At 54.7% G+C, this 23,375-nt stretch carries 18 protein-coding genes and 1 riboswitch; of the genes, 7 read left to right on the forward strand and 11 right to left on the reverse strand.

The window, feature by feature from the left end; translation table 11 throughout:
- Window positions 1-32: 32 nt before the first annotated feature.
- Window positions 33-1,607, forward strand: coding sequence for a stalk domain-containing protein (locus BMY11_RS23535; protein WP_090581968.1), 1,575 nt, complete (start codon window positions 33-35; stop codon window positions 1,605-1,607).
- Between the two features lie 98 nt (window positions 1,608-1,705).
- On the opposite strand, the gene BMY11_RS23540 is transcribed toward BMY11_RS23535, so the two are convergent.
- Window positions 1,706-2,401: a metal-dependent hydrolase gene (locus BMY11_RS23540; RefSeq protein ID WP_090581970.1), complete on the reverse strand. Its 696-nt coding sequence runs from the start codon at window positions 2,399-2,401 to the stop codon at window positions 1,706-1,708.
- A 133-nt stretch (window positions 2,402-2,534) separates the two neighbouring features.
- Between BMY11_RS23540 and BMY11_RS23545 the strand changes: the two genes are divergently transcribed.
- Both BMY11_RS23545 and BMY11_RS23550 read left to right on the forward strand, forming a co-directional pair.
- Window positions 2,535-3,041, forward strand: coding sequence for a CYTH domain-containing protein (locus tag BMY11_RS23545; protein ID WP_090581972.1), 507 nt, complete (start codon window positions 2,535-2,537; stop codon window positions 3,039-3,041).
- On the forward strand, window positions 3,041-3,763 hold the full coding sequence (locus tag BMY11_RS23550) for an HD domain-containing protein (protein ID WP_090581974.1): 723 nt from the start codon (window positions 3,041-3,043) through the stop codon (window positions 3,761-3,763). Before BMY11_RS23545 ends, BMY11_RS23550 begins: the two co-directional genes overlap by 1 nt.
- Before the next feature lie 82 nt (window positions 3,764-3,845).
- Here the strand turns inward: BMY11_RS23550 and BMY11_RS23555 are convergent, their stop codons facing one another.
- Window positions 3,846-4,619, reverse strand: coding sequence for an exodeoxyribonuclease III (locus BMY11_RS23555; protein WP_090581976.1), 774 nt, complete (start codon window positions 4,617-4,619; stop codon window positions 3,846-3,848).
- A gap of 154 nt (window positions 4,620-4,773) precedes the next feature.
- On the opposite strand from BMY11_RS23555, the gene BMY11_RS23560 reads away from it, so the two are divergent.
- Window positions 4,774-5,757: an MBL fold metallo-hydrolase gene (locus BMY11_RS23560; RefSeq protein WP_090581977.1), complete on the forward strand. Its 984-nt coding sequence runs from the start codon at window positions 4,774-4,776 to the stop codon at window positions 5,755-5,757.
- 14 nt (window positions 5,758-5,771) lie between these two features.
- Window positions 5,772-6,683 (forward strand): polysaccharide deacetylase family protein, encoded by a 912-nt coding sequence (locus tag BMY11_RS23565; RefSeq protein WP_090581979.1) that lies wholly within the window; start codon window positions 5,772-5,774, stop codon window positions 6,681-6,683.
- Between the two features lie 49 nt (window positions 6,684-6,732).
- Here BMY11_RS23565 and BMY11_RS23570 read toward each other — a convergent pair whose 3' ends face one another.
- Entirely contained in the window at window positions 6,733-8,313 is a 1,581-nt protein-coding gene (locus BMY11_RS23570) for a methyl-accepting chemotaxis protein (protein ID WP_090581981.1), read from the reverse strand.
- A gap of 88 nt (window positions 8,314-8,401) precedes the next feature.
- Window positions 8,402-9,244: a nucleotidyltransferase domain-containing protein gene (locus BMY11_RS23575; RefSeq protein ID WP_090581983.1), complete on the reverse strand. Its 843-nt coding sequence runs from the start codon at window positions 9,242-9,244 to the stop codon at window positions 8,402-8,404.
- A 47-nt stretch (window positions 9,245-9,291) separates the two neighbouring features.
- On the opposite strand from BMY11_RS23575, the gene BMY11_RS23580 reads away from it, so the two are divergent.
- A complete protein-coding gene (locus tag BMY11_RS23580; RefSeq protein ID WP_090581985.1) occupies window positions 9,292-10,443 on the forward strand; it encodes a cation:proton antiporter in 1,152 nt (383 codons plus the stop codon).
- A gap of 24 nt (window positions 10,444-10,467) precedes the next feature.
- On the opposite strand, the gene BMY11_RS23585 is transcribed toward BMY11_RS23580, so the two are convergent.
- The 4 genes from BMY11_RS23585 to BMY11_RS23600 form a co-directional block, all read right to left on the reverse strand.
- Window positions 10,468-10,965 (reverse strand): DUF5946 family protein, encoded by a 498-nt coding sequence (locus BMY11_RS23585; protein WP_090581987.1) that lies wholly within the window; start codon window positions 10,963-10,965, stop codon window positions 10,468-10,470.
- Window positions 10,966-11,154: 189 nt separating this feature from the next.
- A complete protein-coding gene (locus BMY11_RS23590) occupies window positions 11,155-12,129 on the reverse strand; it encodes an acetylxylan esterase (protein WP_090581989.1) in 975 nt (324 codons plus the stop codon).
- A gap of 22 nt (window positions 12,130-12,151) precedes the next feature.
- On the reverse strand, window positions 12,152-13,396 hold the full coding sequence (locus tag BMY11_RS23595) for an MFS transporter (RefSeq protein WP_090581991.1): 1,245 nt from the start codon (window positions 13,394-13,396) through the stop codon (window positions 12,152-12,154).
- A gap of 394 nt (window positions 13,397-13,790) precedes the next feature.
- Window positions 13,791-18,506: a DEAD/DEAH box helicase gene (locus BMY11_RS23600; protein ID WP_090581993.1), complete on the reverse strand. Its 4,716-nt coding sequence runs from the start codon at window positions 18,504-18,506 to the stop codon at window positions 13,791-13,793.
- Window positions 18,507-18,867: 361 nt separating this feature from the next.
- Here BMY11_RS23600 and BMY11_RS23605 point away from each other — a divergent pair, with 361 nt between their 5' ends.
- Window positions 18,868-19,287, forward strand: coding sequence for a hypothetical protein (locus BMY11_RS23605; RefSeq protein WP_090581995.1), 420 nt, complete (start codon window positions 18,868-18,870; stop codon window positions 19,285-19,287).
- Window positions 19,288-19,485: 198 nt separating this feature from the next.
- Here BMY11_RS23605 and BMY11_RS23610 read toward each other — a convergent pair whose 3' ends face one another.
- The 3 genes from BMY11_RS23610 to BMY11_RS23620 all read right to left on the reverse strand — a co-directional run bounded on the left by BMY11_RS23610 (window position 19,486) and on the right by BMY11_RS23620 (window position 23,307).
- Window positions 19,486-19,983, reverse strand: a complete 498-nt coding sequence (locus BMY11_RS23610; protein ID WP_256217738.1) for a C40 family peptidase — start codon at window positions 19,981-19,983, stop codon at window positions 19,486-19,488.
- A gap of 4 nt (window positions 19,984-19,987) precedes the next feature.
- Window positions 19,988-20,153, reverse strand: a riboswitch (cyclic di-AMP (ydaO/yuaA leader).
- 306 nt (window positions 20,154-20,459) lie between these two features.
- Entirely contained in the window at window positions 20,460-21,278 is an 819-nt protein-coding gene (locus BMY11_RS23615; RefSeq protein WP_090581997.1) for a hypothetical protein, read from the reverse strand.
- 28 nt (window positions 21,279-21,306) lie between these two features.
- Window positions 21,307-23,307, reverse strand: coding sequence for a M1 family metallopeptidase (locus BMY11_RS23620; protein WP_090581999.1), 2,001 nt, complete (start codon window positions 23,305-23,307; stop codon window positions 21,307-21,309).
- Window positions 23,308-23,375 lie beyond the last annotated feature (68 nt).

Raw genomic sequence — 23,375 nt, forward strand, 5'->3', positions numbered from 1 at the left:
ACATTAATTATACGAACAGCGGAGGCAGCACGATGAGAAAATGGTGGCAGTTAGGGTTAGCGGTAATGGTGTTTCTGCTGGTAATGCCGGCGATGACGTTTGCGAAGGAAGCGAAGAGCAAGCCGATTATTATGATCGACAACAAACGGGTCGTCTTCAAGCACGAACCGATAGTGAAGGGCGAGACAGTGCTTGTCCCGTTAGGCGAGATGTTCCAAGCTGGCGGAGCTCAGGTCATGGAGAAAGTAAAGAACAATACCTATAAAGTGCTGAAGGATGCGAACCATGCCGGCACCTTCAAGGTGGGCAGCAAGTCGTACACGATGCTGACGCATACGTTGACGCTCGCAGAACCGGTACAGCTTATCAATGGCGTTGTCTATCTCGACATCAGCGCTTTCCAAATGATTGTTCCTGCCACTTCGCTTACAGATTCGCAGACCCATGACTATATTTTCAATACCTACAAGCAGGTGAAGGAGCAGAAGTATCAAACGAACTTGAAGGGGAAGCTGCTGACGGACGCCGAGGTTAAGAAAGCTTCGCAAACGGAGGTCATCTGGCATGATGAGAAGCTTAGCACCTACACCATTGAAGCTGAGTACCCCTCCTACCTGAATGTGATCGACCAGACCATAGTCGAGAAGGGCATGATGAAGGACATTCGCGTCAAATACTACGGCGATGCGCACAAGGATTACATCCGAGGCTATTACGATATTTCCATCCGTAATCGTAAGAGTGGCAGCTATGAGCTGCAGACGGACAAGATGGCGCTTAATCTGCCATACAAAAACGGCAAGGTTGATTTCAGCATTAGCAAAGCGATGCAGATGTACAAGAGTCAGTCGTATTCGATTGCGCTGAATGGGAAGACGATCTCTTTTGACAAGAAGCCGGTTTATAAGGACGGCAACCTGATGGTGCCGGCTATGGAAGGGCTGAAGAAGCTCGGATTCAACGTGGAGGAAGTTGTCGTAGGGAAGAAGTTCAAGCTCAGCAAGAAAGAGGAGCCTTATTCTGCGATGTATATGAGTGCTGGCAGCAATGTATTGATAGATGATGACGGTCAGGAGCATGGTCCCATGCGCGGCGATACGCCAACTGTACAGGCGATTAACGGTATCATGATGTTCCCGTTCTCGATGCTGGGCAGCACTTCGTTTACGGTCGAAGGGGACTTCCCGAATTATCAGTTATACAATTCGACTTCGAAGAACAGCGCATCGTACGTGGATGATGACGGTCATTCGATCTCGGCGTGGAACGATGATCTGCTCAGGACAGCAGCGATTTTCCATACGAATACGAGTTTCCAAATGTCGACGAAGCCGGAGCGCTATAGCTACGTAATCGACCATTACGGAATGATCGGTGGGGACATGCGGAGAGAGCGTGCGGCGGTTAGCGGTGAAGTTGTGAATGGATTCGTCGTCGGGTATGTGTACTTATATCTGCTTGATGAGAACTACCAGATGATTCGCAACTTCTTGACGCTTGATGTTAAGTTACCGCTGAACAAGGACGGTAAGCTTAGTCTGACTATGGAGCAGTTTAGAGCAATGTATGGCATTACCGATTATCAGACAAACGGCGGATTGGCATAGATACAGGTAGGAGTACACAAGAAACGTCCGTTTCGAAAGCCGAATTGGCAGCCGGAACGGACGTTTCTTGTATTTGTGATTGTATTTGTATTTGTTTGTTATCCTTCTACGTGAAGCTCATCGCCAGGAGCCATTACTTTCCCTTGTAGGCCGCGTGCTTCGAGCTGGCTGACGAATTGCTCGGCATCCTGCTTAATGGGCGGGAATGTGCTGTGATGGATCGGCACGACCAGCTTCGCGTTGTACCACTCTGCCGCTTGAAGCGCATCCTCCGGCCCCATTGTATAATGGTCCCCGATTGGAACGAAGGCGACATCAATCTTGTGGCGGTCGCCAATCAGCTTCATATCGCCAAAGAGCGACGTGTCGCCGGCATGGAGAATGGTAAGCCCTTCCGCAAATACGAGGAAGCCTGCCGGCATGCCTGCGTACAAAATCTGCTTGTTTGCCTCATCGACGATGCCCGAGCTGTGGAAGGCTTGGACCATCTTCGCTTTAGCAAATCCGAGATCGACGGTTCCGCCCATGTTCATGCCGATTGTCTGCGCGCCTTGCCAGGACATATACGTGGCAAGCTCGACAATAGCAACGACGGGAGCATTGTTTGCACTTGCAATTGGCGCGGCATCGCCGATATGGTCACCATGCGCGTGCGTCAGCAGGATAGCGTCGGTCTTAATCGAATCTGCCGTAAGTACAGCGGCTGGATTGCCAGTCAAGAAGGGATCAATAATCAGCGATTTGTCCCCGGTATGAATTTGAATACATGCATGACCATGATAAGTGATTTTCACAAGCGATCGACTCCTTAGGGAGAATTGGACACCTCTTTAGTGTGCCAGAATATGGAGTGGGAATCAATTTGGGCTATAATAGCTATATTCCACTGGACTAAGAGTATCGAGTATCGAAAGAGGAGAGATGAAGATGGCACTTGAAGTCGAACGCAAATTTCTGCTGCCTGCCTACCCGGAGGCGCATGTTCAATCAGGCGAGCTTGTCATTCTGTTAGAGCAGCGTATTGAACAGACCTATCTTGCCATTGCGGATGGTCAGGAGCTGCGAGTGCGCCGAATTGTTGATCTGGCGACGAACAACGTACATTTCACACACACGTTTAAATCCGGAGGCGGCCTCGTTCGGGAAGAGATTGAATACGACATATCGCAAGGTCTCTATGAGCAAGTGATGCAGGCCCTTCAGGCCATTCCGCTGACGAAGAACCGCATTACGGCGCGCTGGAACGATACGACGACGGTCGAAATCGACATTTACGACCAGATTCAGCTGACGGTGCTGGAGGTTGAATTCGAGTCCGAAGTGGAAGCGCTGGCGTTTACGTCGCCGGACTGGTTCGGGCCTGATATAAGCTCGGCTAAGGAGTATAGCAATAAGAAAGTGTGGCGCGATTTGCAGACAAGGGGGCAGAGCTGATGGAGCACAACTCCAACTCGAATTCGAACTCGAACTCCAACACCAATTCCAATTCCAACACCAATAATTCCGATTCCGAGCAGCACATTCTCGAAGCGGCGGAGCAGCTGGCTCGCGCTGAGCTTGGCGGCGATACGTCAGGCCATGATTGGTGGCATGTCCACCGTGTCGCGCGGATGGCGGAGCGGCTCGCGAAGCAGGAAGGCGCGAATGTGTTTCTATGCGTGCTCGCCGCGCTGCTCCATGACGTTGCGGATGAAAAGCTGAATCCGTCGAAGGAGGCGGGACTTCTTAAAGTGAGCAGCTGGCTGAACGGACAGCCGCTGACCGAAGAGGACAATGCGCATGTGATGGAGATTATCTCGACCATGTCCTACAATGCCGGCAAAAACCCGCCGATGCGGACGATTGAAGGCCAAGTAGTACAGGATGCGGACCGGCTCGATGCGATCGGAGCGATTGCCGTAGCGCGGACCTTCACTTATGCCGGCTGGAAGGGTGACTCTATGTATGATCCCTCGCTTGCCCCACGTGATGAAATGACGCCGAAGGAGTACCGCGAGGGAAGAAATACGGCGATTAATCATTTCTACGAGAAGCTGTTGAAGCTGAAGAATCGTATCAATACGCCAGCTGCGAAGCAAATAGCGGAGGAGCGTCACAAGTATATGGAGGCATATCTTACGCGGTTCATGCAGGAATGGGAAGGCACTGACAGCTAACGCTGTATGCCAAAAAGCCAGGAACATCCTCGTCAATGTTAGGTGACAGAGGACTCCCGGCTTTTTTGCTAAAGGCCTATAATTATTTTGAATATAACGCTTCCTCATTTAAGGTGAGTACAACCGGACAATGATCGCTGCCCATGACGTGACAGTCGATCTGCGAGTCGACAAGTGCGGGCTCGAGTTTGGAGGAGACGACAAAATAGTCAATCCGCCACCCAACATTCCGCTCGCGCACCTTCGGCATGTACGACCACCATGAATAAACATCCGGCCGCTCCGGGTAGAAATGGCGGAATGAGTCGGTGAAGCCGGCGCCGAGCAGCAGCGTCATCTTCTCGCGTTCCTCCAAAGTAAAGCCGGAGTTGCCGAGATTCGGCTTCGGATGCTTCAAATCGATTTCCTCATGCGCGACGTTCAGGTCGCCGCATAGGATGACAGGCTTCTTCGCGTCTAGCTCCACCAGATAGCGGCGGAATCGATCTTCCCATTCCAGCCGGTAATCCAGCCGCGATAGATCGCGCTTGGCGTTCGGCGTGTAGACGTTAACGAGGTAGAAGCCCTCGAACTCGAGCGTGAGCAGGCGGCCTTCCGGCTCGTAATCCTCTTCCATGCCATAGCGCACAGATAGCGGCTCCACGCGGGTGAAGACGGCCGTACCCGAGTAGCCCTTCTTCTCGGCATAGTTCCAATAGGTCTTGTACGCTTCCCCAAGCTCCATCTCAATCTGGCCTTCCTGCAGCTTCGTCTCCTGCAAGCAGAACACATCCGCATCTACCTCGGCAAAATAATCATAAAATCCTTTTGTCACACAGGCGCGCAGCCCATTTACATTCCATGATACGAGTTTCATCTGTAGTCGATTCTCCTTGTTGCAGCTTGTTTGTCTTTAAGTGTAGCATACCTGCGTCCCTTGCAGGGCGGACGCATTATTATGAAGAGCTGAATTGTACTATAATGGGATAAAATCATGACCATTACATGAGCGGCGAAGGGAACGAGTACGCATGGCATCGAAGAAAGAGCGGGGCAAGTACATCAATAGCATTCCGACGAATATGGAAATGGGCTTTACATCAATCGTCAGCATGCTGCGTGATACGGTGCGAGGCAATCCGAAGCGCAATCCGGCGCAGCCGATTCCGTTCAAGCAGGCCGCATTCACTGCAAGGACAGAGGCTGACCAACCTCAGGTAACCTGGTTCGGACATTCCGCATTCCTGCTTGAGCTTGAAGGGCGGAGGCTGTTGTTCGATCCGATGTTTGCGAAGTCGCCATCGCCTGTTCCGATCTTCGGAGGCAAACGCTATAGCGGCTCGCTGCCGCTCGAACCGGAGGATTTTCCGCAACTAGACGCTATTATTCTATCTCATGACCATTACGATCACCTGCATAAAGGCTCCATTCTGAAGCTAAGACAGAAGACGAACCGCTTCATCGTGCCGCTCGGCGTAGGCAGCAGACTTCGCAGCTGGGGCATTGATCCGGCTCAAATTACGGAGCATGATTGGTGGGAGGAGCTGGAGCTGTTTCAGCTGAAGCTCACATGTACGCCAGCGCGGCATTTCTCGGGCAGAGGCTTGCTCGACCGCAATTCGACATTATGGAGTTCATGGGTCATTGCCGGTGAGCGCCATAAGGTGTTTTACAGCGGAGACAGCGGTTATGGGCCGCATTTCAAAGAAATTGGCGAACGGTACGGTCCGTTTGACCTGACGCTCATGGAGTGCGGGCAGTATGACGAGCGATGGGCCGCGATTCATATGATGCCGGAGGAGACGGTGCAAGCCCATCTGGACGTGCAGGGGCGCTTGCTCATCCCGGTTCATTGGGGCGCGTTTACGCTCGCATTCCATGATTGGTACGATCCGATTGAGCGGGCGATGAAGGCGGCGAAGGAACGAGGCGTTACCCTAGCTGCGCCACACATCGGGGAGACGGTCGTGGCTGGGAGCGGCGTGTATCCGGCTGCGCCGTGGTGGCGGGGATAAGGGGGAGGTGCGTCATGAAGTACCTGGTAATCAACTGCGATGATTTTGGCCAAAGTCCGGCAATGAACGCAGCGATTATGCATTTGCTCGAGGAGCGCCGAGTATCTTCCGCTACGCTGATGGCGCCTGCGCCTGGCTTCGAAGAGGCGGCGGCGTGGTGCAGGAAGCGCGGGCAGTCCAATATCGGACTGCATCTCACGCTGACGAGTGAATTCGACGCGCTTCGGTGGAAGAGTCTGACCGGTGATGCATCGCTGCATGATGAGCACGGTTATATGTATAAAACGGTGCTGGAGTTCGAGCGCGGCGCGAATACGAAATCGGTCATGAAGGAGCTGGACGCGCAGTATGAGCTTGTCCGGGGACATAGCATTAAGATAACCCATGCAGACAACCACATGGGCAGTTTATACGGCATTGCTGCCGGGCGGACGCATATTCCGCAAGTGCTGATGAGATGCGCGAGATGGAAGGTGCCCTTCCGGATATTTCGCCGTGTTCATGCGGATGACGTGCTCGCGACAATTGACGGCGTGGAGCGGGCGGCGAGCAAAGCGTCCGCGCTTGCGGGAACGCTCGGCGTAGCGCTACCGGATTACTTGCTGTCGCATCCGTTCGAGATCGTTGAAGAGGAGACCTACGATTCCTTCAAGCAGGAGATTATAGCGAAGCTGTATCAGTTGCCTGAAGGGATAAGCGAGACCTACATTCATCCGGGGATTGATGATCCGGCGATGGTTGCTTCCATTCCGCATTGGGAGAAGCGGGTATGGGAGTACCGGCTTATGCTTGATGACGATATGCACGTTGCTATGAAGGATGCCGGTGTGAAGCTGGTGGATTACAGCTATATTGCGGCGCATGGCCGAGAATCGCGCTTCCGTGCGGTGCGGCGGCTTGCAGCCGAGCTGCTGCGAAGATCATAAAGAAAGGCCGGACCCTATTCTAAAGCGAATAGGGTCCGGCCTTTCAAGCTTATATGCGGAATTTCCGTACGACAGCGGTGAGTTGATTCGCCAACGTACCGAGCGTCTGGGAAGAGCTTGCCGTCTCCTGGGCGGAGGCTGCTGCTTCTTGGCTGATGGAAGCAATGGCTTCAATCTGCTTCATCACTTCTTCCGACTGCGCGGCTTGCGTAACGCTCGAAGCGGCGATTTCCTTCGTCTGCTGCGTGACTTCGCCGACGCGATGCACAATGCTCTCAAGCGCGCCCCCCGCTTGCCGGTACAGCGTTTCGGTCGTCGACATGGCCTTTACGCTCTCCTGGGTGCTGCGCTGCATGCCGGTAATGATGGACGAGATTTGTTTTGTCGCGTCTCCGCTGCGTTCCGCGAGCTTACGTACTTCATCAGCGACGACGGCGAAGCCGCGTCCTTGCTCGCCGGCACGCGCCGCCTCAATCGCTGCGTTCAGCGCAAGCAGGTTCGTCTGCTCGGCGATATCGTCGATGACCTCGATAATGCTGCCGATCTGGCTCGAGTCCTGTTCAAGCGCGTTCATGCGCTGCGCCAGATTGTTCATGCTGGCGAGCGACTCGCTGACCGTCTTGCTGCAGTTGATCGCATCTTGGTTCGTGCCCACGGTCAGTTTGGTCGCTTCCTGCGCACGCTGCTGCGCCTGCTGCACGCCTTGCGATAGCTGCGTAACGACTTCGGCAGCGGTCTGAGCCGATTCTGCCTGATACATATTGCCGCGCGCCACTTCATCCGTCGTGGCGGAAATCTCCGCTGCGGCATTCGTTACGCGTTCCGCCGCGGACATGACCTGGCTGATGAGCTGGCGCAGCCCGTCCGCCATCGTCTCGATGGCTTGCGCGATGCTTCCGAGCTCGTCCTTGTCATGAACCGTCTGTGTGCCTGCTTGCAGCTCGCCTTCGGCGAAGCGCTTCGTCCGGTTCAATATCGTATCAACCGATCTCGTAATGCGCCGAATGACGCCGAAGCCGATAACCCCAATGGCAAGCACGAGCAAGGCGATGAGAATAGAGATGAACTGATTCGATGTCTTGTTTGCTTTCTGGATGAGCTCTGCTTGCGAGATTGCATAATTATCTAAGTACTCGCCAAGCTCATTCAAGCTCTCCCGGGCCGCGTCAAACTTTGCAATATCGCTCTTCTGGTCTGCTGCGCTGCCCGACCAAGCTGTGAAATTTTCCGAGAACCGGTCCAGGTTCTGCTGTACGGTGGTGTGTGACTCCGGATGCTCGCGAGCCAACAGGTTGTTGTCCGACAGAATTTGGCCAGCCTTGCCAACACGCTCGGCCGCTTGTGCGATATTATCGCTAAGATCCTGCTGTTGCTGCTTCAATCCCTCATCCGTCAGCTGGCCGGTGCCGATCGACTGATAAGCGACGAGCGCTTGATACATGTCACGGTCCGCATTCAGGATGAGCGACGTCGACTGGTCAGTAACGTCATACATCGAAGTTTTCATGTCATTCAAATTCGTATTGTTTCTTTGAATCAAATAAAGGCAGATGATTATAAACAGCACCAGCGGGATAAGAAGCAAACCGCTAAGCTTTTTCTTTATTGAAACATTGTTTAACAACCACATCGAAAGCAGCCCCTTTGTTTAGCATTGATCCGATCTCTTTGAATCAAATTATAGGCAAAAGGTGTTTAGGAAGTGTGGTGATAATTGTTTAAAATGTGTTTGCTTCTGTCAGCTGCTGCGTCTCTTGAATGATTGCGTGAAGCTGCAGCAGCGATGCTTCGAGCTTGGCAGCATCCGCTGATAGTCCGGAGAACACTACATCCACACGATTTCTGTAGTCATGTGGCTTCCGTAGAAAATCATCTAATAGAAGAACAGCGCCTTTCTCGTTCATCCAATACGTCTCGTTCAGCGCAAACAGTGTCTGATTGAGACAGGAGACAGCGCGGTAGCAGCAGCCTGCAATGTAGGATACGTCCAGGCGAGCAATGCCCTTCTTGGCAATTGAGCAGGAGAAGTCTGCTTCCCATAGAAACTTATCCACCAGCGCTTGCTTCAGAATCGGCGAAAAAGGTGATGTGCGTGCCTTCAGATCGGTGAGTGTGCCTGTCGCATCCCATAGAATATGGCAGACCGCTGCCTCGCTCACATAGAGCGCATTCGTATAGCCATGCGGATGTCCCGGATGGTAGTCGATCGTCACTTGGCCCGTTAAGCACTGGTTCATAACATGGGCTACCCGCTGCAAGTCCCGGTATATAAAATCAACCGCGCAGCCTTGTACCGTCAGCCAGCCACCACCGTTCACCCATGGCCCCCAGCCGCCGATATCGGTCAAGACAGCATTCCCGTCATCATGAATCTCCGATGCAACCGCACGCAAGGCAATTAGGTCAATCGCTTCCGAATTGCTATAATAAATACCAATATCAATATCTGAAGAAGGCGTGTGCGTGCCTCTGGCTCTTGAGCCACCGAGGACGACGGCTTCGATGCCCTGCACCTTCCGAAGCTTCTCGGCGATCATAGCGATGATTTGTTCGGAGTCCATTTTGCGCAACCTCCTGTATCTGTTTGGGAAGGGATTGAATATAAGGCATGCTCATTTATCAACTTGTTATTATTCTAATCGCTTCTAAGCTGGCGGGCCATCTCAGCGTCAGGCTTGGCCAGCCTTCCGTGCTCGGTAAGCTGCTGATCGGTATTGTGCTCGGACCGACTGTGCTTGGCCTTATTCATGAGACGGAAGTGCTGAAAGAAATTAGCAAAATCGGCGTCATCCTGCTGATGTTTATAGCGGGCCTCGAGACGGATTTGGCAGAGTTCAAGCGTACTGGCAAGTCTGCAGCCTACGTCGGTCTCTCGGGCATTATTGTACCGTTTGGGCTTGGCTATGCGGCCGGTGTCGTGCTCGATATGTCCAACCCTGAAGCGATCTTCCTCGGTCTGCTGCTCTCCGCTACGAGCGTCAGCATTTCCGTGCAGGCGCTGAAGGAGATGGGCAAGCTAAAGTCACCGGAAGGATCGACCATTCTAGGCGCGGCGGTCATTGATGATGTTGTCGTTATTATTGCGCTCGCCTTCGTCATGAGCTTCACCGGGGGCGATGTCAATCTCGGTCTAATTATCGTGAAGAAAGGGCTATTCTTTGCGGTCGCCCTGCTGTTCAGCTGGCTTGCCGTACCTTGGTTTCTGAGACGGTTCTCGTCTCTGCGGGTCACGGAAACGGTCATCTCCGCGGGGCTTGTCCTGTGCTTTAGCTATGCTTATTTTGCCGAGTATACCGGTGTTGCGGATATTATCGGCGCTTATATCGCAGGTGTTGCAATTAGCGTGACCGATTACAAGCATGAAATCTTCGAAAAGGTAGAGAGCATCAGCTATTCGATCTTTGTGCCGGTTTTCTTCACATCCATTGGCGTGGCGGTCGAATTTCACGGCCTGACAGGCAGCAGCTATGTTCTTATTATCGTGCTTAGCCTCATTGCGATTATCTCGAAGCTAGCTGGCGCAGCGGTGGGCGCTAAGCTGTCGGGATTCGGGTGGAGGCCGGCGCTCGGCATTGGCGCAGCGATGGTATCGCGCGGCGAAGTGGCGCTCATCATCGCGTCGATCGGCCTAGAAGAGGCGCTTATTTCGAAGAGCATGTTCGCCGTTATTGTCGTGGTGGTGCTCATAACGACCATTGTGACGCCGCCGATGATGAAGTTGTTCTTCAAGGAAGAAAAGAGGTCACTTGCGGACAGCTAAGCGCTGCCTGTAAGTGACCTTCTGTTATTGAATGAATGGCTTCGCAGCTTCCTTAACCCAGTCGTGGGCGTGCGCCCAGCTGGCCCATACTGCGCTTACCCATGTGCGAATCATAGCGTCTCGCGCTTCACCCGCTTCTGCATTCAGCACATCCTGTACCGTAATCGGAGCGCTCGTTTTGGGCGGGGCAAGCTCCGGCCAGGAGGATTGACTTCGGCCAAGCGTCATGTGTACCTGCTGCACCTGCTTGCCGGTGAAACCGTGCTCTTCTACCAAGTAAAGTCCAATGAGCGAGAATGCGGTCGTAATTGACTTTGTGAAACCGCCGGAATGCTGTGCGCCGTAGCAGTCTAGCGCGAGCTGATGGATAAACTCCGGATTGCCGTGCGACGTCGTGTAGAAAGATAGTTGATTGTAGAGCTCATTGCACTCGCCTGAGGCATGGAAGCGCGCCGGTTCGGCGAAGTACTGGTTAGGGAGCAGCAAGCCGCACCCTGGACATTTGACGATCGATTGTTTCATGGACATACCGCCTCCCTAAAGTGAGTCTATTATGCCAAATAGAACAAAAGAACCTCAGTTTCCGGCAGTTTTCATGCAGCGAATAACGGAGGTTCTTATTGATTCTCATAACCGATCTATGAAACTTATTTTATCTCGATTATAGCGGATGGAGGCAGGTTATGCACGAATTACTTTGGTAAAAATGAGCTAAAGTGTAAAGTGTTTCTGAAGAAAAGTAATCCGTTCCCTATTGTGATATTCGCTTACCTCATGCCCGCTGAACGGGTAGTCGTAGATGAGCTTCTCCGACGTGATCCGGTTATAGACGGCGTAGATCGTCTCTGGCAGACAGACGCTATCCTTCCAACCGACCGACATGAGCACTGGTACGTTGATGCGCGAAGCCAGGTTCAGCATATCGTAGTGGGCGAGCGTGTGCAGCACTGCTTCAGTCCGCTCTGGGTAACGCTTCAGGTGCTGGGCGATCTCCGCCAGCGAGCTGCTTGAATGGAGCACGCCATGGTCCATGTTGCACATATTCGGAATGTCCGCGATAATGGCAGTTACCTTCGGATTAAGCGCGGCTGAGATAAGCGCAAGACCACCGCCTTGGCTGCCGCCGACAGTAGCGAGCCTTGTGATGTCGACTTCTGGCTGCGCCGCTGCCGCATCGACTGCGCGCACGACGTCGATCGTAAGGGCATGATAGTAGGAGCCCTCTGGCACGAGCAGGTTGCTAGACACCCAGCCTTTGATGGAGCCGCTCTCCTCTGGCATATAGTTGCCTGTCTCGCCTCCTTGACCGCGCACGTCTACAGCAAACACCGCATAGCCGAGCAGCAGCCACTGCGCGTAGCGCTCGGGGTAGCCTTTATCGTCGGTGTAGCCTGGGAAAGTGACAATGGTCGGGTACGCTGATGTGCTCTCGGCATCAGGTGTGTGCGGTACCATGAACCAGCCGTGAATCGGCGTCTCGTCATAGCCTTTATACGTTAATTTATCGATTGTTATATGGGGAAAAGGAGACTCCTGCCGCTCGCGCTGAATGGCGAGCGGCTTGTTCTCGTAAGCTTGCAGCGCTCTTTCCCAGAAGGCATCAAGCTGTGCAGGGTCAATTGTAAGCTCAGCCGTGTATTGCTGAAGCTCGCGTCCGCGGCGTGTAATGGCATGATTAATCGTCATCGTATGTGGGCCTCCTGGTTTTTTAGTGAAAGGTTTGAGCGATTGATTGTGTGTTACTTGCTGTGGAAGCATGGTTGCGAGCAGAAGCAGACGCCCATAGAATGACTGCCAGCAAGAGCAGCGCTGTGCCGGCGAACAACCAACGCACCGAATCAGGTCCGTGCTGATCAAGAAACCAGCCGGCCCCTTTTGGCAGCAGCCCGCCGCCAATACCGCCGCATGCCATGAGCAGGCTGGTCGTCCTTTCAGTCATGCCGGGCGTCGCCCGATTGGCGAAGACGAGCGCTATCGCGAACATGCCAGACATCATGAAGCCGACGGCAAAAGCAAGCAAGAACGCAGATAATACACCTGTAAATACGGTCATCAGCACGAACAGAATCGCAGAGACGAAGCAGGTGACGATCAGGTACATCGAACCGCCGATTCGGTCCGCAATTTGGCCGGAGATTAGCCGCCCAATGACCATAGCGCCCCAGAACAAGCTGATGGCGAGTGTCGCCGACGATTCGGGCAAGCCGTTCGTGTTCACTAGCAGTGAAGGCAGGTAGTTGATATAGCTCATCTCCAGCCCGACGTAGACGAAGAAGAACAGCGCGCAGGAGGCGAGAATGATGCGCATCTGTGCTTTCGAGGTCTTCTTGTTGCCCGCGGACGCTTGCATGTCGTGACTAGCAGCGGCAGCTGTTTCTGCCGCTGCCGTTGTTTCTGCAGCTGGACGGTCGAGCAGCTTTGGCCACCAGATCAGCCATAGTACGAATGTTATGGCAGAGAGGATGCCGACGAAGCTGAAAGATAGCTTCCAAAGCCCTGCTTGAATCAGCGCTGCGCCAGCGAAAGGAATGAGCAGCGCACCAACGCCGAAGAACGTTTCGACGCGGCTCATTGCCGTGTTGGCTTTCGCCCCCGAGTAGCCGATGATGAGCGAGCCGACGACCGCTTCCGTCATGCCAAGGCCTATTCCGGCAAAAGGAGCGATTGTCAGCATGATGCCCCATGGCGGGAGCAGAGAGTACAGAAATTCAGGAATGATGATAAAGGCGATGGAAAGCAGCAGCACGAACTTTTTACCGCGTTTGTCAATGAGCCATGGCGCGAACAGAATGCCCACCATGCCGCCCAGGAATTGGTGCATAACGAGCTGACCGCCGTCGCTGTATTCAATGCCGTAAGCATGGACCATTGGTTCCATGACTGAGCCGATGACAAGCTGGCCGAGCCCGGTAATCAGATAGGCGATGCAGCCTAAGATGACAAGCCGTAACATTTTATTTCTCCTCACTGGGGTTACTGGAATGCGTAACAGACTGTCTCCACCATACCATAATTGGGAATGGGGGACGATAGGGAAAGAGAGTTATTGAGGTGCTGCCCACCGTCGACCGGTCCTCGACAACCGCCGACCAGTCCCCGCCAATCCCCGCCTGTTCTCCGCCCACCGCCAAACAGTATGCGCCCACAACCACCTCCACCTGTAACGGAACGTAAAGCGCTTATTGGGCGAGAAATCGAGCAGAAGCACTTTTGTGCTGAATAACGCTTCTAGGGTCCGTTACAGAAATTCAGTCTGTATTTCGGACCAAATAAGGCTATCGAGTTCCGTTAGCGATGGCGTACGGTGAAAAAAAGAACCCGCACTTCGCAGCGCGGGTTCTTCTCATTTATCGCAGATTACTCGGCCACAAGACGAGCGAGCGATTGTCGCGCTCGGCACCCAACGCCCGCAATGTCTCTGCGGCTGCGGATTCGATGATGGGCTCACCGTTCCAACGTTCGATCCTAATCTTACTCAGCTTCTGTTGGCGAAGCAGCGTGCGGAAGATATCCTTCAGCGGAGCTGCATGGTCTGCTTCTGCTGCGGGCCAATCTGAATCTCCGCTGTTGGAGCTATCGCCGCTGCTAGCCTGAGGAAGCTCCACTATGTTTCGTCCGTTGTTCTCCAACCAGTAGCGCCAGCGTCCATGTTGGAGAACGAGGAAGTTGCCGCTTTTGCGAGCGAAGCTAGTAGCTTTGCCAGCGGAAGGCCAACCGGAGGCGAGGCCGAATGGATTGGCGGGATCGGTCGAGGAAAGCACCGTAATCGTGTCGCTCTCCAGGTTGATCATCGGCTGGCGGACCGCGTCAATATGCTCACGCCTTGCAAATTGCAGCGTCTGCACGCCCTGCACGAGCAAGCCGCGCGTGACGACACCCCATTGCTCAAGCTGCTTGAGCACTTGGAGCAGCTCATCCCAGCTGAAAGGGGACAGCTGCTGCACAAGCTCTTTGGACACGATGCCGAAGCTGTCCAGCAGATGCTGCGTCCAGTGCAGCGCCGACTCCGACAGGTCGGACGTAACAGCGCGCAGCTCGGCGGCGCCTAGCGTCTGGGCGGCAATGTTGCCAGAGTTTTCGTTAGCGTGAGCCTCGCTGACTAGGTGGACGGACGCCTCAGCGGCACTGCGCGGCGTACTGCCGGCTGTGGTCGGGCGGTGGGCGCTGCCGCCCATTGCTGCATCGTCGCCTGATGGATCGGCGAGTGAGCCGGTCGAGTACCAGCGCCCAAGGCCAGATCCGGTCCGTGCGAGCTGTTTGCCCTTCGTGAGCAGCTGCAGGCGCAGCGGTGCGAACTGGTCGTTGGAGACCGCGCCTTCCCAGACGAGCTCGAGCAGTTCCTCCAGCAGCTCGGAAGGTACTTTGCCATAGTCGCGACTAAGCCGCGTCAGGAAGCTGGCGCCGCCATTCTGTAGCAGCCCAAGCAGCTGCGGGTGCTTCGTGCCTGACGCAATCCAAGCTGCGCCGGATTGCGCAATGATCGGCGCATACAGCGGCTTCGACTCGGTAAGGAAGAAGGCGATTTTGCCTTCTTTCTCCGATTCTTCCTTGCGTCCGAGCCAGATCACTTCGCCTGATGCGCATAGCAGATCCAGATCCTCTTTCCGGTAGCCAGTTACGCGGGCTGGAAAGATGAGCGCTTCCCAGTGCGAGGCAGGGAGGAAGAAGCCCTGCAGCCGTTCAATGACGATACGCAAGCCGTCAATGCCGCTAAGCTGCGTGCCGGATAAGGCATGCTGGAGCGAGGACATATGCGCGCACCAGCGGATGGGGTCAACCGGTTCTGCCTGCTTGCGCGCCTGCTCTAGTGTTAATCGAATGAGCCGCTTCGCCACTTGACGGCTCGTCCATATCCGCTCCTCACCGCTCTCGGCGAACGGCGCTATCTCAGTCCGGTCAAGCGCGAGCAGCACGTCGGCGACATGCGCCGCGTCGCTCACAGACAAACGCGGATACCGTTCCCGCAGCTCCGCTTCGGTGAACGAAATCCGATTCTCCGCGAAGCGCCCGGCCACGAAGGCGATGGCCCGCTCGCTCTGAGGGAACTCGGCGTACAGCTCGCGTTCCTCGGCACAAATCCAGCGCTCTACGCCATCGGCCAGTGGCAGCAGCGCAACACGATCACTCGCCGCCAGCAGTCGTAACCACTCATCGACCTCGCCGCCGCCCGCGATAGCAATAAGCTCGTCCACGCTCATGTCGCCACGCCGCTTCAGCAGCGTGTACAGCTCATCGGCGTTCGCTGGAATGAGCTGGCCGGCTTCGAGCCGGTCCTGCTCCGCCCGTGCAATTTCAGGATCGACCGCCCGCTGAACGGCATCCTCGCCGAACAACTCACCCGCGAGTGATTTGCTGACGCTAAGCAGCTGCAACTGGGTCGCCTCGCTAAGCCCGTCGCCCTCATACAGCAAGGAGTTGGCATAGTCGGCCAGAAACTGTACGGCAAAAGGCGAAGGTGCCTGCGATTCCTTAACCATAACCTCAATATCTCCAGAAGCAATTCCTTCGAGCATCTGCTTGAGGCCCTTCGTATCGAGGTACTCATGCAAACATTCCCGCATCGCTTCCTGCAAGTAGGGGAATTGATCCGCGTAAGGGAGCGACTGCTTCAGCAGCTCCTCGCAGCGAAACCGCTTTTGCCACATCGGTGTCCGTGTAAAGCTGCGCGAGAGCAGCAGCGACGTCTCTGCAATCCGGCGAAAAGCTATCGCGAGCAACGGAGAACCCGTAATCGCCTCTGTAAGCAGCGATTCTAGGCTGCCCGCGGTGATCTGCCACAGCGTCTGGAGCCATGAAGCGTTCCATTCCGGCACAACCAGCTCAATGCCGTTGTCTTTGGCGTTGCCGTAGACACCATAGGGGAGTAGGCGCTCAAAATGCCGCTGAATAGCCAACAGCCAAGTCCGGTTCAGACGCCGCCCATACGGATTATGAATAATGATCCGGGTCTGATTCATGAGATCCCGGTAGTGTTCAATAATGATGCGCCGAGATGTCGGGATACCAAGCGCCCGGTGCTGTGCGCGAATGAGATCAATCAGCTCAGAAGCAGCATAGGAGTCAAGCCCATATTCCGTATCGAGCCAAGCCATTGTAGCCTGCTCACGTTCCCAAGCTTGTTGCTCATCATCCAATTGGAGCGCAAGCCGTACCGTCGACAGTTCCTCCAGAAACTCGCCGAGCTGGATGCCGATCTCATAACTTCGGCTGCTCGCCTCCGCGTTCCAGAACGGAATTTCACTGAAGCGGTTCGGTGCTTCTTTGACATATACACGGTCATTGTCGATGCGACTGATCATCCACGAGCTAGTGCCGAGCTGGAAGACGTCGCCGACGCGGCTTTCTGAAATATATTCTTCATCGAGTTCACCCAGCAGGCTGCGGCTGTCCAGATGATGAACCGGATAGGCGGAGGTTGACGGTATTGTGCCTGCGCCTGTTATGGCAGCCATTGCCGTATTGGCGCGTTTATGCAGCCGATCTGCGCTGCGGTCCCAATCCATGAGCGGGCGGGCAAAAGGGTAAAATCCCGTCAGCACCTTCAGCGCTGCTTCCAACCGCTCGCGCGGAAAAGTCCGGTAGCATTCGCTGCCAGCGATGAGCTTATGCAATTCGCCCACCGACATATCTGCGGCAGCGACCATCGAGGTCATATGCTGCGACAGCACATCGAGCGGCTCATGCGGCAGGACAATCGCTTCAATGTCGCGCCGTGCAATGTCGCGGCAGATCACTGCCGCTTCTGGCAGTTCGCTTCGCTGCCTTGCAACGATAAAGCCGCGGCTGACGTCGCCGACAGAATGGCCTGCGCGCCCGATGCGCTGAATGCCGGCTGCTGCGGCTTTTGGCGAGTCGACTTGAATAACGAGGTCGACGTGGCCAACGTCAATACCGAGCTCGAGCGAGGAGGTAGCGACGAGGCAGCGCAGCTCGCCCGCCTTCAGCATCCGCTCGACTTCAAGCCGCCGCTCGCGCGCGAGACTGCCGTGATGGGCGCGCGCCATCTCATAGCCGGCGTGCTCGTTCAGCCGCAGCACGAGCCGCTCGCACATGCGGCGGCTGTTCACGAACAGGAGCGCGGAGCGCGCGCCGTCCATCAGCGCCATCATCCTCTCGATGATGGGCTGCCACACACCGTCGCGTGTGCGCGCAGGGCGGCTCAGGTCCGGCATCGTAACGCGGACCTGCATCTGCTTCGTCATCGCGCTCTCGACGATGACGACAGGCCGTTGCGCATAACTCAGTGGATGCGCAAGCCGCTCTTCACGCCCGCCCGGCACCGCATCGCCGATCACCGTGCCCAGTGCTTCGGAGCCCGATGCTCCACCGGGCTCCACTCGTAGCGGCGTCGCCGCTCGAGCCGCGCCTAATCCCCGCGGCTCCCAGCCGCCCAAGAACCGGGCTACGCGCGACAGCGGTTTTTGCGTCGCCGATACACCGATGCGCTGCACCGGCCTCGCCGCGAGCGCGGTCAGCCGCTCAAGCGACAGCGATAGATGCGCGCCGCGCTTGTCGCTGGCAAGGCTATGTATCTCGTCGACAATTACCGTCTCGACCGTGCCGAGCATCCCTCGTCCTTTGTCCGAGGTCAGCAGCAAATAGAGCGACTCCGGCGTCGTCACTAGGACGTCCGGCGGTCTCTTCGCCATGCGCACCCGTTCACCGGGCGGAGTGTCGCCCGTACGAACAGCGGAGCGGATGGAGGGCCAATCCCGGCCCTGCTCACCAGCAAAGCGCTCAATCTCATCCATGAAACCGACGAGATGGTGATGAATATCATTGTTCAGCGCTTTAAGCGGCGTAATATAGAGCACTCGTACGCCTGGCGCTAGACTGACACTGCGCGCAGCAGCATCTTCCTTCGCCAGTGCAATCCGATTGATGCACGGTAACAGCGCCGCAAGCGTCTTACCAGAACCTGTCGGCGCAGCAATCAGCGTATGCTGGTCTTGCATAATCGAAGCCCATGCGTCCAGCTGAACGGGGGTAGGCTCGCCGAAGCTGTGCGAGAACCAGCCGGCTAATGTATGGTGAAACCCTGCCGAAGCGAAGGGAGGTAGCATCGCGAAGCTCCTTTGCCGTTTAATCACTTGTTCTTAATCACTTGTTCTTAATCACTTGTTCTTAATCACTTGTTCTTAATCACTTGTTCTTAATCACTTGTTCTTAATCACTTGTTCTTAATCACTTGTTCTTAATCACTTGTTCTTAATCACTTGTTCTTAATCACTTGTTCTAAATCACTTGTTCTAATCCTGTTTCTCCCATTCTATCATCCTACTATTCATCTTTTGTCAATTGATTCCTCTTTAGTCGGCTTTGAAGCCGCTGCGCCTAAAAAATATCCGGTCAGTTTCTGGATCATTCGACATAGAATTTATAAAAGTAGCCATCAGCCAAATAAGATCGGGAGGTATCTGCCCTATGTCAGGATGGCGAGACAGCTTAGAGAAGCGCAGAGTAGAGTGGAGGAAGCTGGAGTATGCAATGACGGATACGCTTGCGGGCAGGCGGGTGCTACGGGTTGCGGGACCGCGTTCGCCAAGGCTCACGACGCCGGTATCGAAGGCGATCCGGCAAGAAGAGCTAGCTGCTGTCGCGGAGACATTCGACGCTGGACTTGCTTGTTTCTGCCTAGGGGAACTATCGCCGCAGCAACGGGCGCAGTTCCTTCAGAACTGGCACTCGAGGCTTGCGACCGGCGCAACGGTTGTGATGGCTGATCGCCGTAGTGAGGGCTGCGCGACACCTGTGGAGCTGTATGATCTCTTCGCTCCGATTGGCATCGCGCTCGATGTCCAGGTCGGCCGCACGTTCTGGTGGGTCCGCTATAAACGCCGCTAACTAGAACCTGCAAGACGTTAAACGCTGAGCTGCTAACGGAACCCAATTGCGTTATTTCTTCTCCGGTCCGTTAGCCCTGCGTGGGCCAGTTGGCAAGTAGTCGTCAGCGCTCAGTCAGCGGTCAGCAAGCGACAGCATAAACAAAAAACGAGCTCGCCTCAACTGAGGTGAACTCGTTTTTTGCTAGCAGGTACTAAATTAATCGGAGTCTCCATCGCCTGGTTCATCTGACGGCTCGTCAGCGTATTTCTCATACGTTTGCGGGCTCATAACGCGGCGTGCAGTTACATAGCGTTTTGAATAGTAGGAATCACCTAGTGCACTAATCGTAACACCTTTGCTCGAAGATGCGTGTGCAAACTTGCCATCTCCAACGTAGATGCCGACATGCGAGATTCCTTTGCCAGTCGTATTGAAAAATACGAGATCGCCCGCAATCAAATCTGCTTTCGCGATTTTCTTGCCGAGCTGTGCTTGCGAACGGGATGCATGTGGTATGCTGACGCCCAGTTTACCGTACACATACATGGTAAATCCGGAGCAGTCGAACCCTTTCGTCGTTGTTCCCGTGTAGGAATACGGGGTGCCGATCACATCATTGATGACACCTTCCATTTTGGATTCTGCAAAAACGCTTCCAACTTGGAATAATAGCAGCATCGCGAGAGCGATCAGTAGTGCGGAAATTTTTTTCAAAACAGGAAACTCCTTCCGGTGCCTGCGAGGTTAGCTGTGGGGTTCGGTTGAAGGCTCCCTATGATCACCTCTGGCATTCGCGTCTTGCTAAGCCCTTGCGAATGTCGGGATCAATTCACCCAGAATGGTTCCCCCGTTTCCCATGAAAGGGAATTCGGCAAAATTTTCTTTTCGAGGAAAAAGTATTCGATCATTTTCTCGGTTCTCCTTCCAAGTTCACAAGTTGTTCACAAATTAAAATTATTAGAATGCAACCTTTTTGACGTCTAATTCGTTGGTGGGCCTGCGATTGAGCGGTTAATAGGCATATATTCCTCCTGCAACGAATTAGAGAAATTTATGGCGAGAACTGTCTTGTAGAAAAATATGAGGGCGGCGACACAGGTGTCGGTTCAAACGCTTTCAGTGACATGCAAAAAAAGGGACCGCGACAATAGGTCGCAGCCCCTTACTCCATATTGATTACCCGCTATGCCTCAAGCTTGCTTCGATTGCCACACATCGTACTGGGCGGCTACCGTCCACACCTTCATAATGGTGCGCATCATCTGATAGCCTTGGTGGAGGACGAGTGCGAACAGTCCCGCCCACATCATGGATACCGAAGCGACCGTCATGCTAAGCAGGGCGCCGATACCCCACATAAGCAGCGAGATACCTGCAAAAGGCAGGAAGTTTACGATTCCGCCCCATAGCGAGCGGAGTGTACCGGTGCCGCTGGCGGCGCCGAACTGCATGGTGAGGAAGAGAAGGTGGATGAGCACCGCCCATGCCAGCCAACCGGCCGCCCACGGACCTGCTTGCTGGGCGAATTCGAGCAGCGAATTGCTAGCGAGCAGCTTCGTTAGTGCGCGCGGCAGCAGCCAGATGGCAGGGAGAAGGGTAAGCGCGGTTTCGATGAGATAGAGCAGGGCGACTGGCTTCCACACTTTTCGAATGCCGCTTAGAAACTTCGTTCCGGCCTCATCAGTCATATGATGCAGCGAATGGAACAGGCCGGCGTTGAGGAATGGGGTGATGATCATCCGCCCGGCCAGCAGTCCGCAGAACAGCCAGGCGTATGGCTGGATGAGATCCGTCTTGAGCAGCTGAAACTGAGCCTCGGTCATGAACAGCTGGACGGCGTGGCTGCCGCTGCTGTACGTATCGGGGAACCGCTTTAGGACAGGCACCACAATTCCTTCGATGGTGCGGTAGAGGAAGAAGCCCCAGATCAGCTCGTACAGAAACAGCATAATAATAATATAGAAGTGCTTGATTGCTAGGCGCCAGCCTTGCTTTATATGTGCTTTCACTCCTGCTCACCTCCTTCATAGTAAGGCGTTACCAAGCGAGTGCGGCGAATATCGTCTCGAGCAGCTTGGTGATTCCGACGCTCCAACGGGTGCGGGTCTTCTCGGTCAGATCGGCTTTCATAAAGTTATTGATATGCTTATTGTCGAGCACGTTGTCATGCTGCGGGTCCACCGCCGCCCAGACGAGCTTCGCGGAATGAACCAGTTTGTACTGGATGTGGTCCTCTTGACCATCCCATACTTTCGGCATGATGGTACCGTCGGCAAACTGGAACACCACCGTCACAGGGCCAAAGCTGCCGCCTGTCTTCTTGATGAGTACAACCGATTCGTACAGCGTCTTGCCATCCTGCTTGACGGGACGTACATGAATGGAAGCGACGGCGTAGTCGGACATATCGCTGCCGTAGACGAAGTGGCTGAAGTAATCGTTCCACTTTTTCTTCGTAACCGTCTCGACGACCTTCTGGAAGTCGGCGGTCGACGGATGCTTGAATTTATATTTCTGGAAGTAGGTGCGCATGATTTTGCGCATCGTCTGAGCACCAACCTGTTTCTCGATTCCATAGAGGACGAGTTTGGCGCGCATGTACACATTTTCGGCATAGTGATTGTTGCTGTGATACGACCACGATAGCTGCTTCAGCGGCGCAGGATCAGTCATATAGCTCGATTCCACCGGCAAGTTCGGCTCCACGCCGTACTCGCTCTCCATCACTTTGTCCTCTGCATAGGACGTGAACCCTTCGTCGAGCCAAGCTTCCTCGAACTCGTTGGAGGCGACCATGCCATACCAGTATTGATGCCCAATCTCGTGGACGACGGTCCGCTCCAAATCATAGCCTGGATTGTCGTTCTCCGCAGCGAAAGCGGTGATCAGCGTCGGATATTCCATGCCGCCTGCACCGTTGCCGCCCTTCGGCGGTACGACGATCGAGAGCGTGGAGTACGGGTAAGCGCCGTACCACTGCGCGTACTTGGCGAGCGCGGACTTCGCCGCGTGCATGTAGCGGTCTTTGAATTTCGCATGCTGCGGATCAAGGTATAGCTTAATGCGTACGCCAGGCACGCCCTCCGTCGAGAATGGCTCTTCGGCATACACGAAGTCCGGCGATGCCGACCAGCCGAAGTCATGCACGTCATCGGCGTAGAACTGGTACGTCTTGCGTCCGTCTGCGACGACGGATGCTTTGGTCTGGAAGCCGGTGGCCGCTACCTTGTAGCTGCTCGGCACGTTGATTTTGACACTGTAGATACCAAAATCACTATAAAACTCCGAGTTTCCGTGATACTGGTGAATATTCCATCCATCTGCGGCTCGTCCGCGTGTGCCTGCTGTTTCGTATACGGCAAGCTTGGGGAACCACTGCCCCGCCATCACGAAGTTGCCCGCATACCCCATGCGTGCGAACACTTCAGGCAGCTTCACCTCGAACTTCATTCGCAGCGTCACGCTTTTGCCGGGAGCGACCGCAGCGGGCAAGCGAAGCTTGGCCAGTGTTAAGTCATTCGTATTGCCGTCATCGGGCTGGATATAGTGGAGGCGCGGCAGCAGGCTATACCCTTCGGTTGTTTCGAGCGACAGCAGGTTCATGTAGCCGACACTGTCCACAGTCGCTTTATCGTTACGAAGCTGGCCGCCGGACTCCCGCATGAACGTCGTGTCTTTGGAGCGGAAGGCATTCGGATACAAGTGGAAGTACAGCTCGGACACCTGCAGCCGGCCAGGGTTTGTCCAAGTGACGGTCTGCTCGCCGGTGAGCATATGCGCATCTTCCTGGAGATTCACATCAATGTGATATTCCGTTACCCGTTTACTCAGCGCAACCGGCTTCGGCTGCATCACAATATCGGGCTCTTGCACAGCTGGCGGAGCTACCGGCTTTGGTGGCGGTTCTTTTTTAGCAGGAGCGGAGGCGTATATATACTGCGAGACCCAAGCATCCCCGGACCCTTGCTGTACCGTTAACCCAATCAGCACGGCGGCGAGGGCAAAGAGTAGAAATCGTTTGGCGCGACCCAGATTCATTGAAACATTCCCTCCCGTTGACAAGCATCTAAGGCATGTATATGTTTGCTTTTCCGAGATTATTAGCT

This window comes from Paenibacillus sp. OV219, assembly GCF_900110075.1.
In the GTDB taxonomy this organism is placed as follows: Bacteria; Bacillota; Bacilli; order Paenibacillales; family Paenibacillaceae; genus Paenibacillus_Z.

Excerpts from the sequence above, each read along its gene's own strand:
- BMY11_RS23535 (WP_090581968.1), top strand. The coding sequence starts at position 33 with ATGAGAAAATGGTGGCAGTTAGGGTTAGCGGTAATGGTGTTTCTGCTG.
- BMY11_RS23545 (WP_090581972.1), top strand. The coding sequence starts at position 2,535 with ATGGCACTTGAAGTCGAACGCAAATTTCTGCTGCCTGCCTACCCGGAG.
- BMY11_RS23550 (WP_090581974.1), top strand. The coding sequence starts at position 3,041 with ATGGAGCACAACTCCAACTCGAATTCGAACTCGAACTCCAACACCAAT.
- BMY11_RS23555 (WP_090581976.1), bottom strand. The coding sequence starts at position 4,619 with ATGAAACTCGTATCATGGAATGTAAATGGGCTGCGCGCCTGTGTGACA.
- BMY11_RS23560 (WP_090581977.1), top strand. The coding sequence starts at position 4,774 with ATGGCATCGAAGAAAGAGCGGGGCAAGTACATCAATAGCATTCCGACG.
- BMY11_RS23565 (WP_090581979.1), top strand. The coding sequence starts at position 5,772 with ATGAAGTACCTGGTAATCAACTGCGATGATTTTGGCCAAAGTCCGGCA.
- BMY11_RS23570 (WP_090581981.1), bottom strand. The coding sequence starts at position 8,313 with ATGTGGTTGTTAAACAATGTTTCAATAAAGAAAAAGCTTAGCGGTTTG.
- BMY11_RS23575 (WP_090581983.1), bottom strand. The coding sequence starts at position 9,244 with ATGGACTCCGAACAAATCATCGCTATGATCGCCGAGAAGCTTCGGAAG.
- BMY11_RS23580 (WP_090581985.1), top strand. The coding sequence starts at position 9,292 with ATGCTCATTTATCAACTTGTTATTATTCTAATCGCTTCTAAGCTGGCG.
- BMY11_RS23585 (WP_090581987.1), bottom strand. The coding sequence starts at position 10,965 with ATGAAACAATCGATCGTCAAATGTCCAGGGTGCGGCTTGCTGCTCCCT.
- BMY11_RS23590 (WP_090581989.1), bottom strand. The coding sequence starts at position 12,129 with ATGACGATTAATCATGCCATTACACGCCGCGGACGCGAGCTTCAGCAA.
- BMY11_RS23595 (WP_090581991.1), bottom strand. The coding sequence starts at position 13,396 with ATGTTACGGCTTGTCATCTTAGGCTGCATCGCCTATCTGATTACCGGG.
- BMY11_RS23600 (WP_090581993.1), bottom strand. The coding sequence starts at position 18,506 with ATGCTACCTCCCTTCGCTTCGGCAGGGTTTCACCATACATTAGCCGGC.
- BMY11_RS23605 (WP_090581995.1), top strand. The coding sequence starts at position 18,868 with ATGTCAGGATGGCGAGACAGCTTAGAGAAGCGCAGAGTAGAGTGGAGG.
- BMY11_RS23620 (WP_090581999.1), bottom strand. The coding sequence starts at position 23,307 with ATGAATCTGGGTCGCGCCAAACGATTTCTACTCTTTGCCCTCGCCGCC.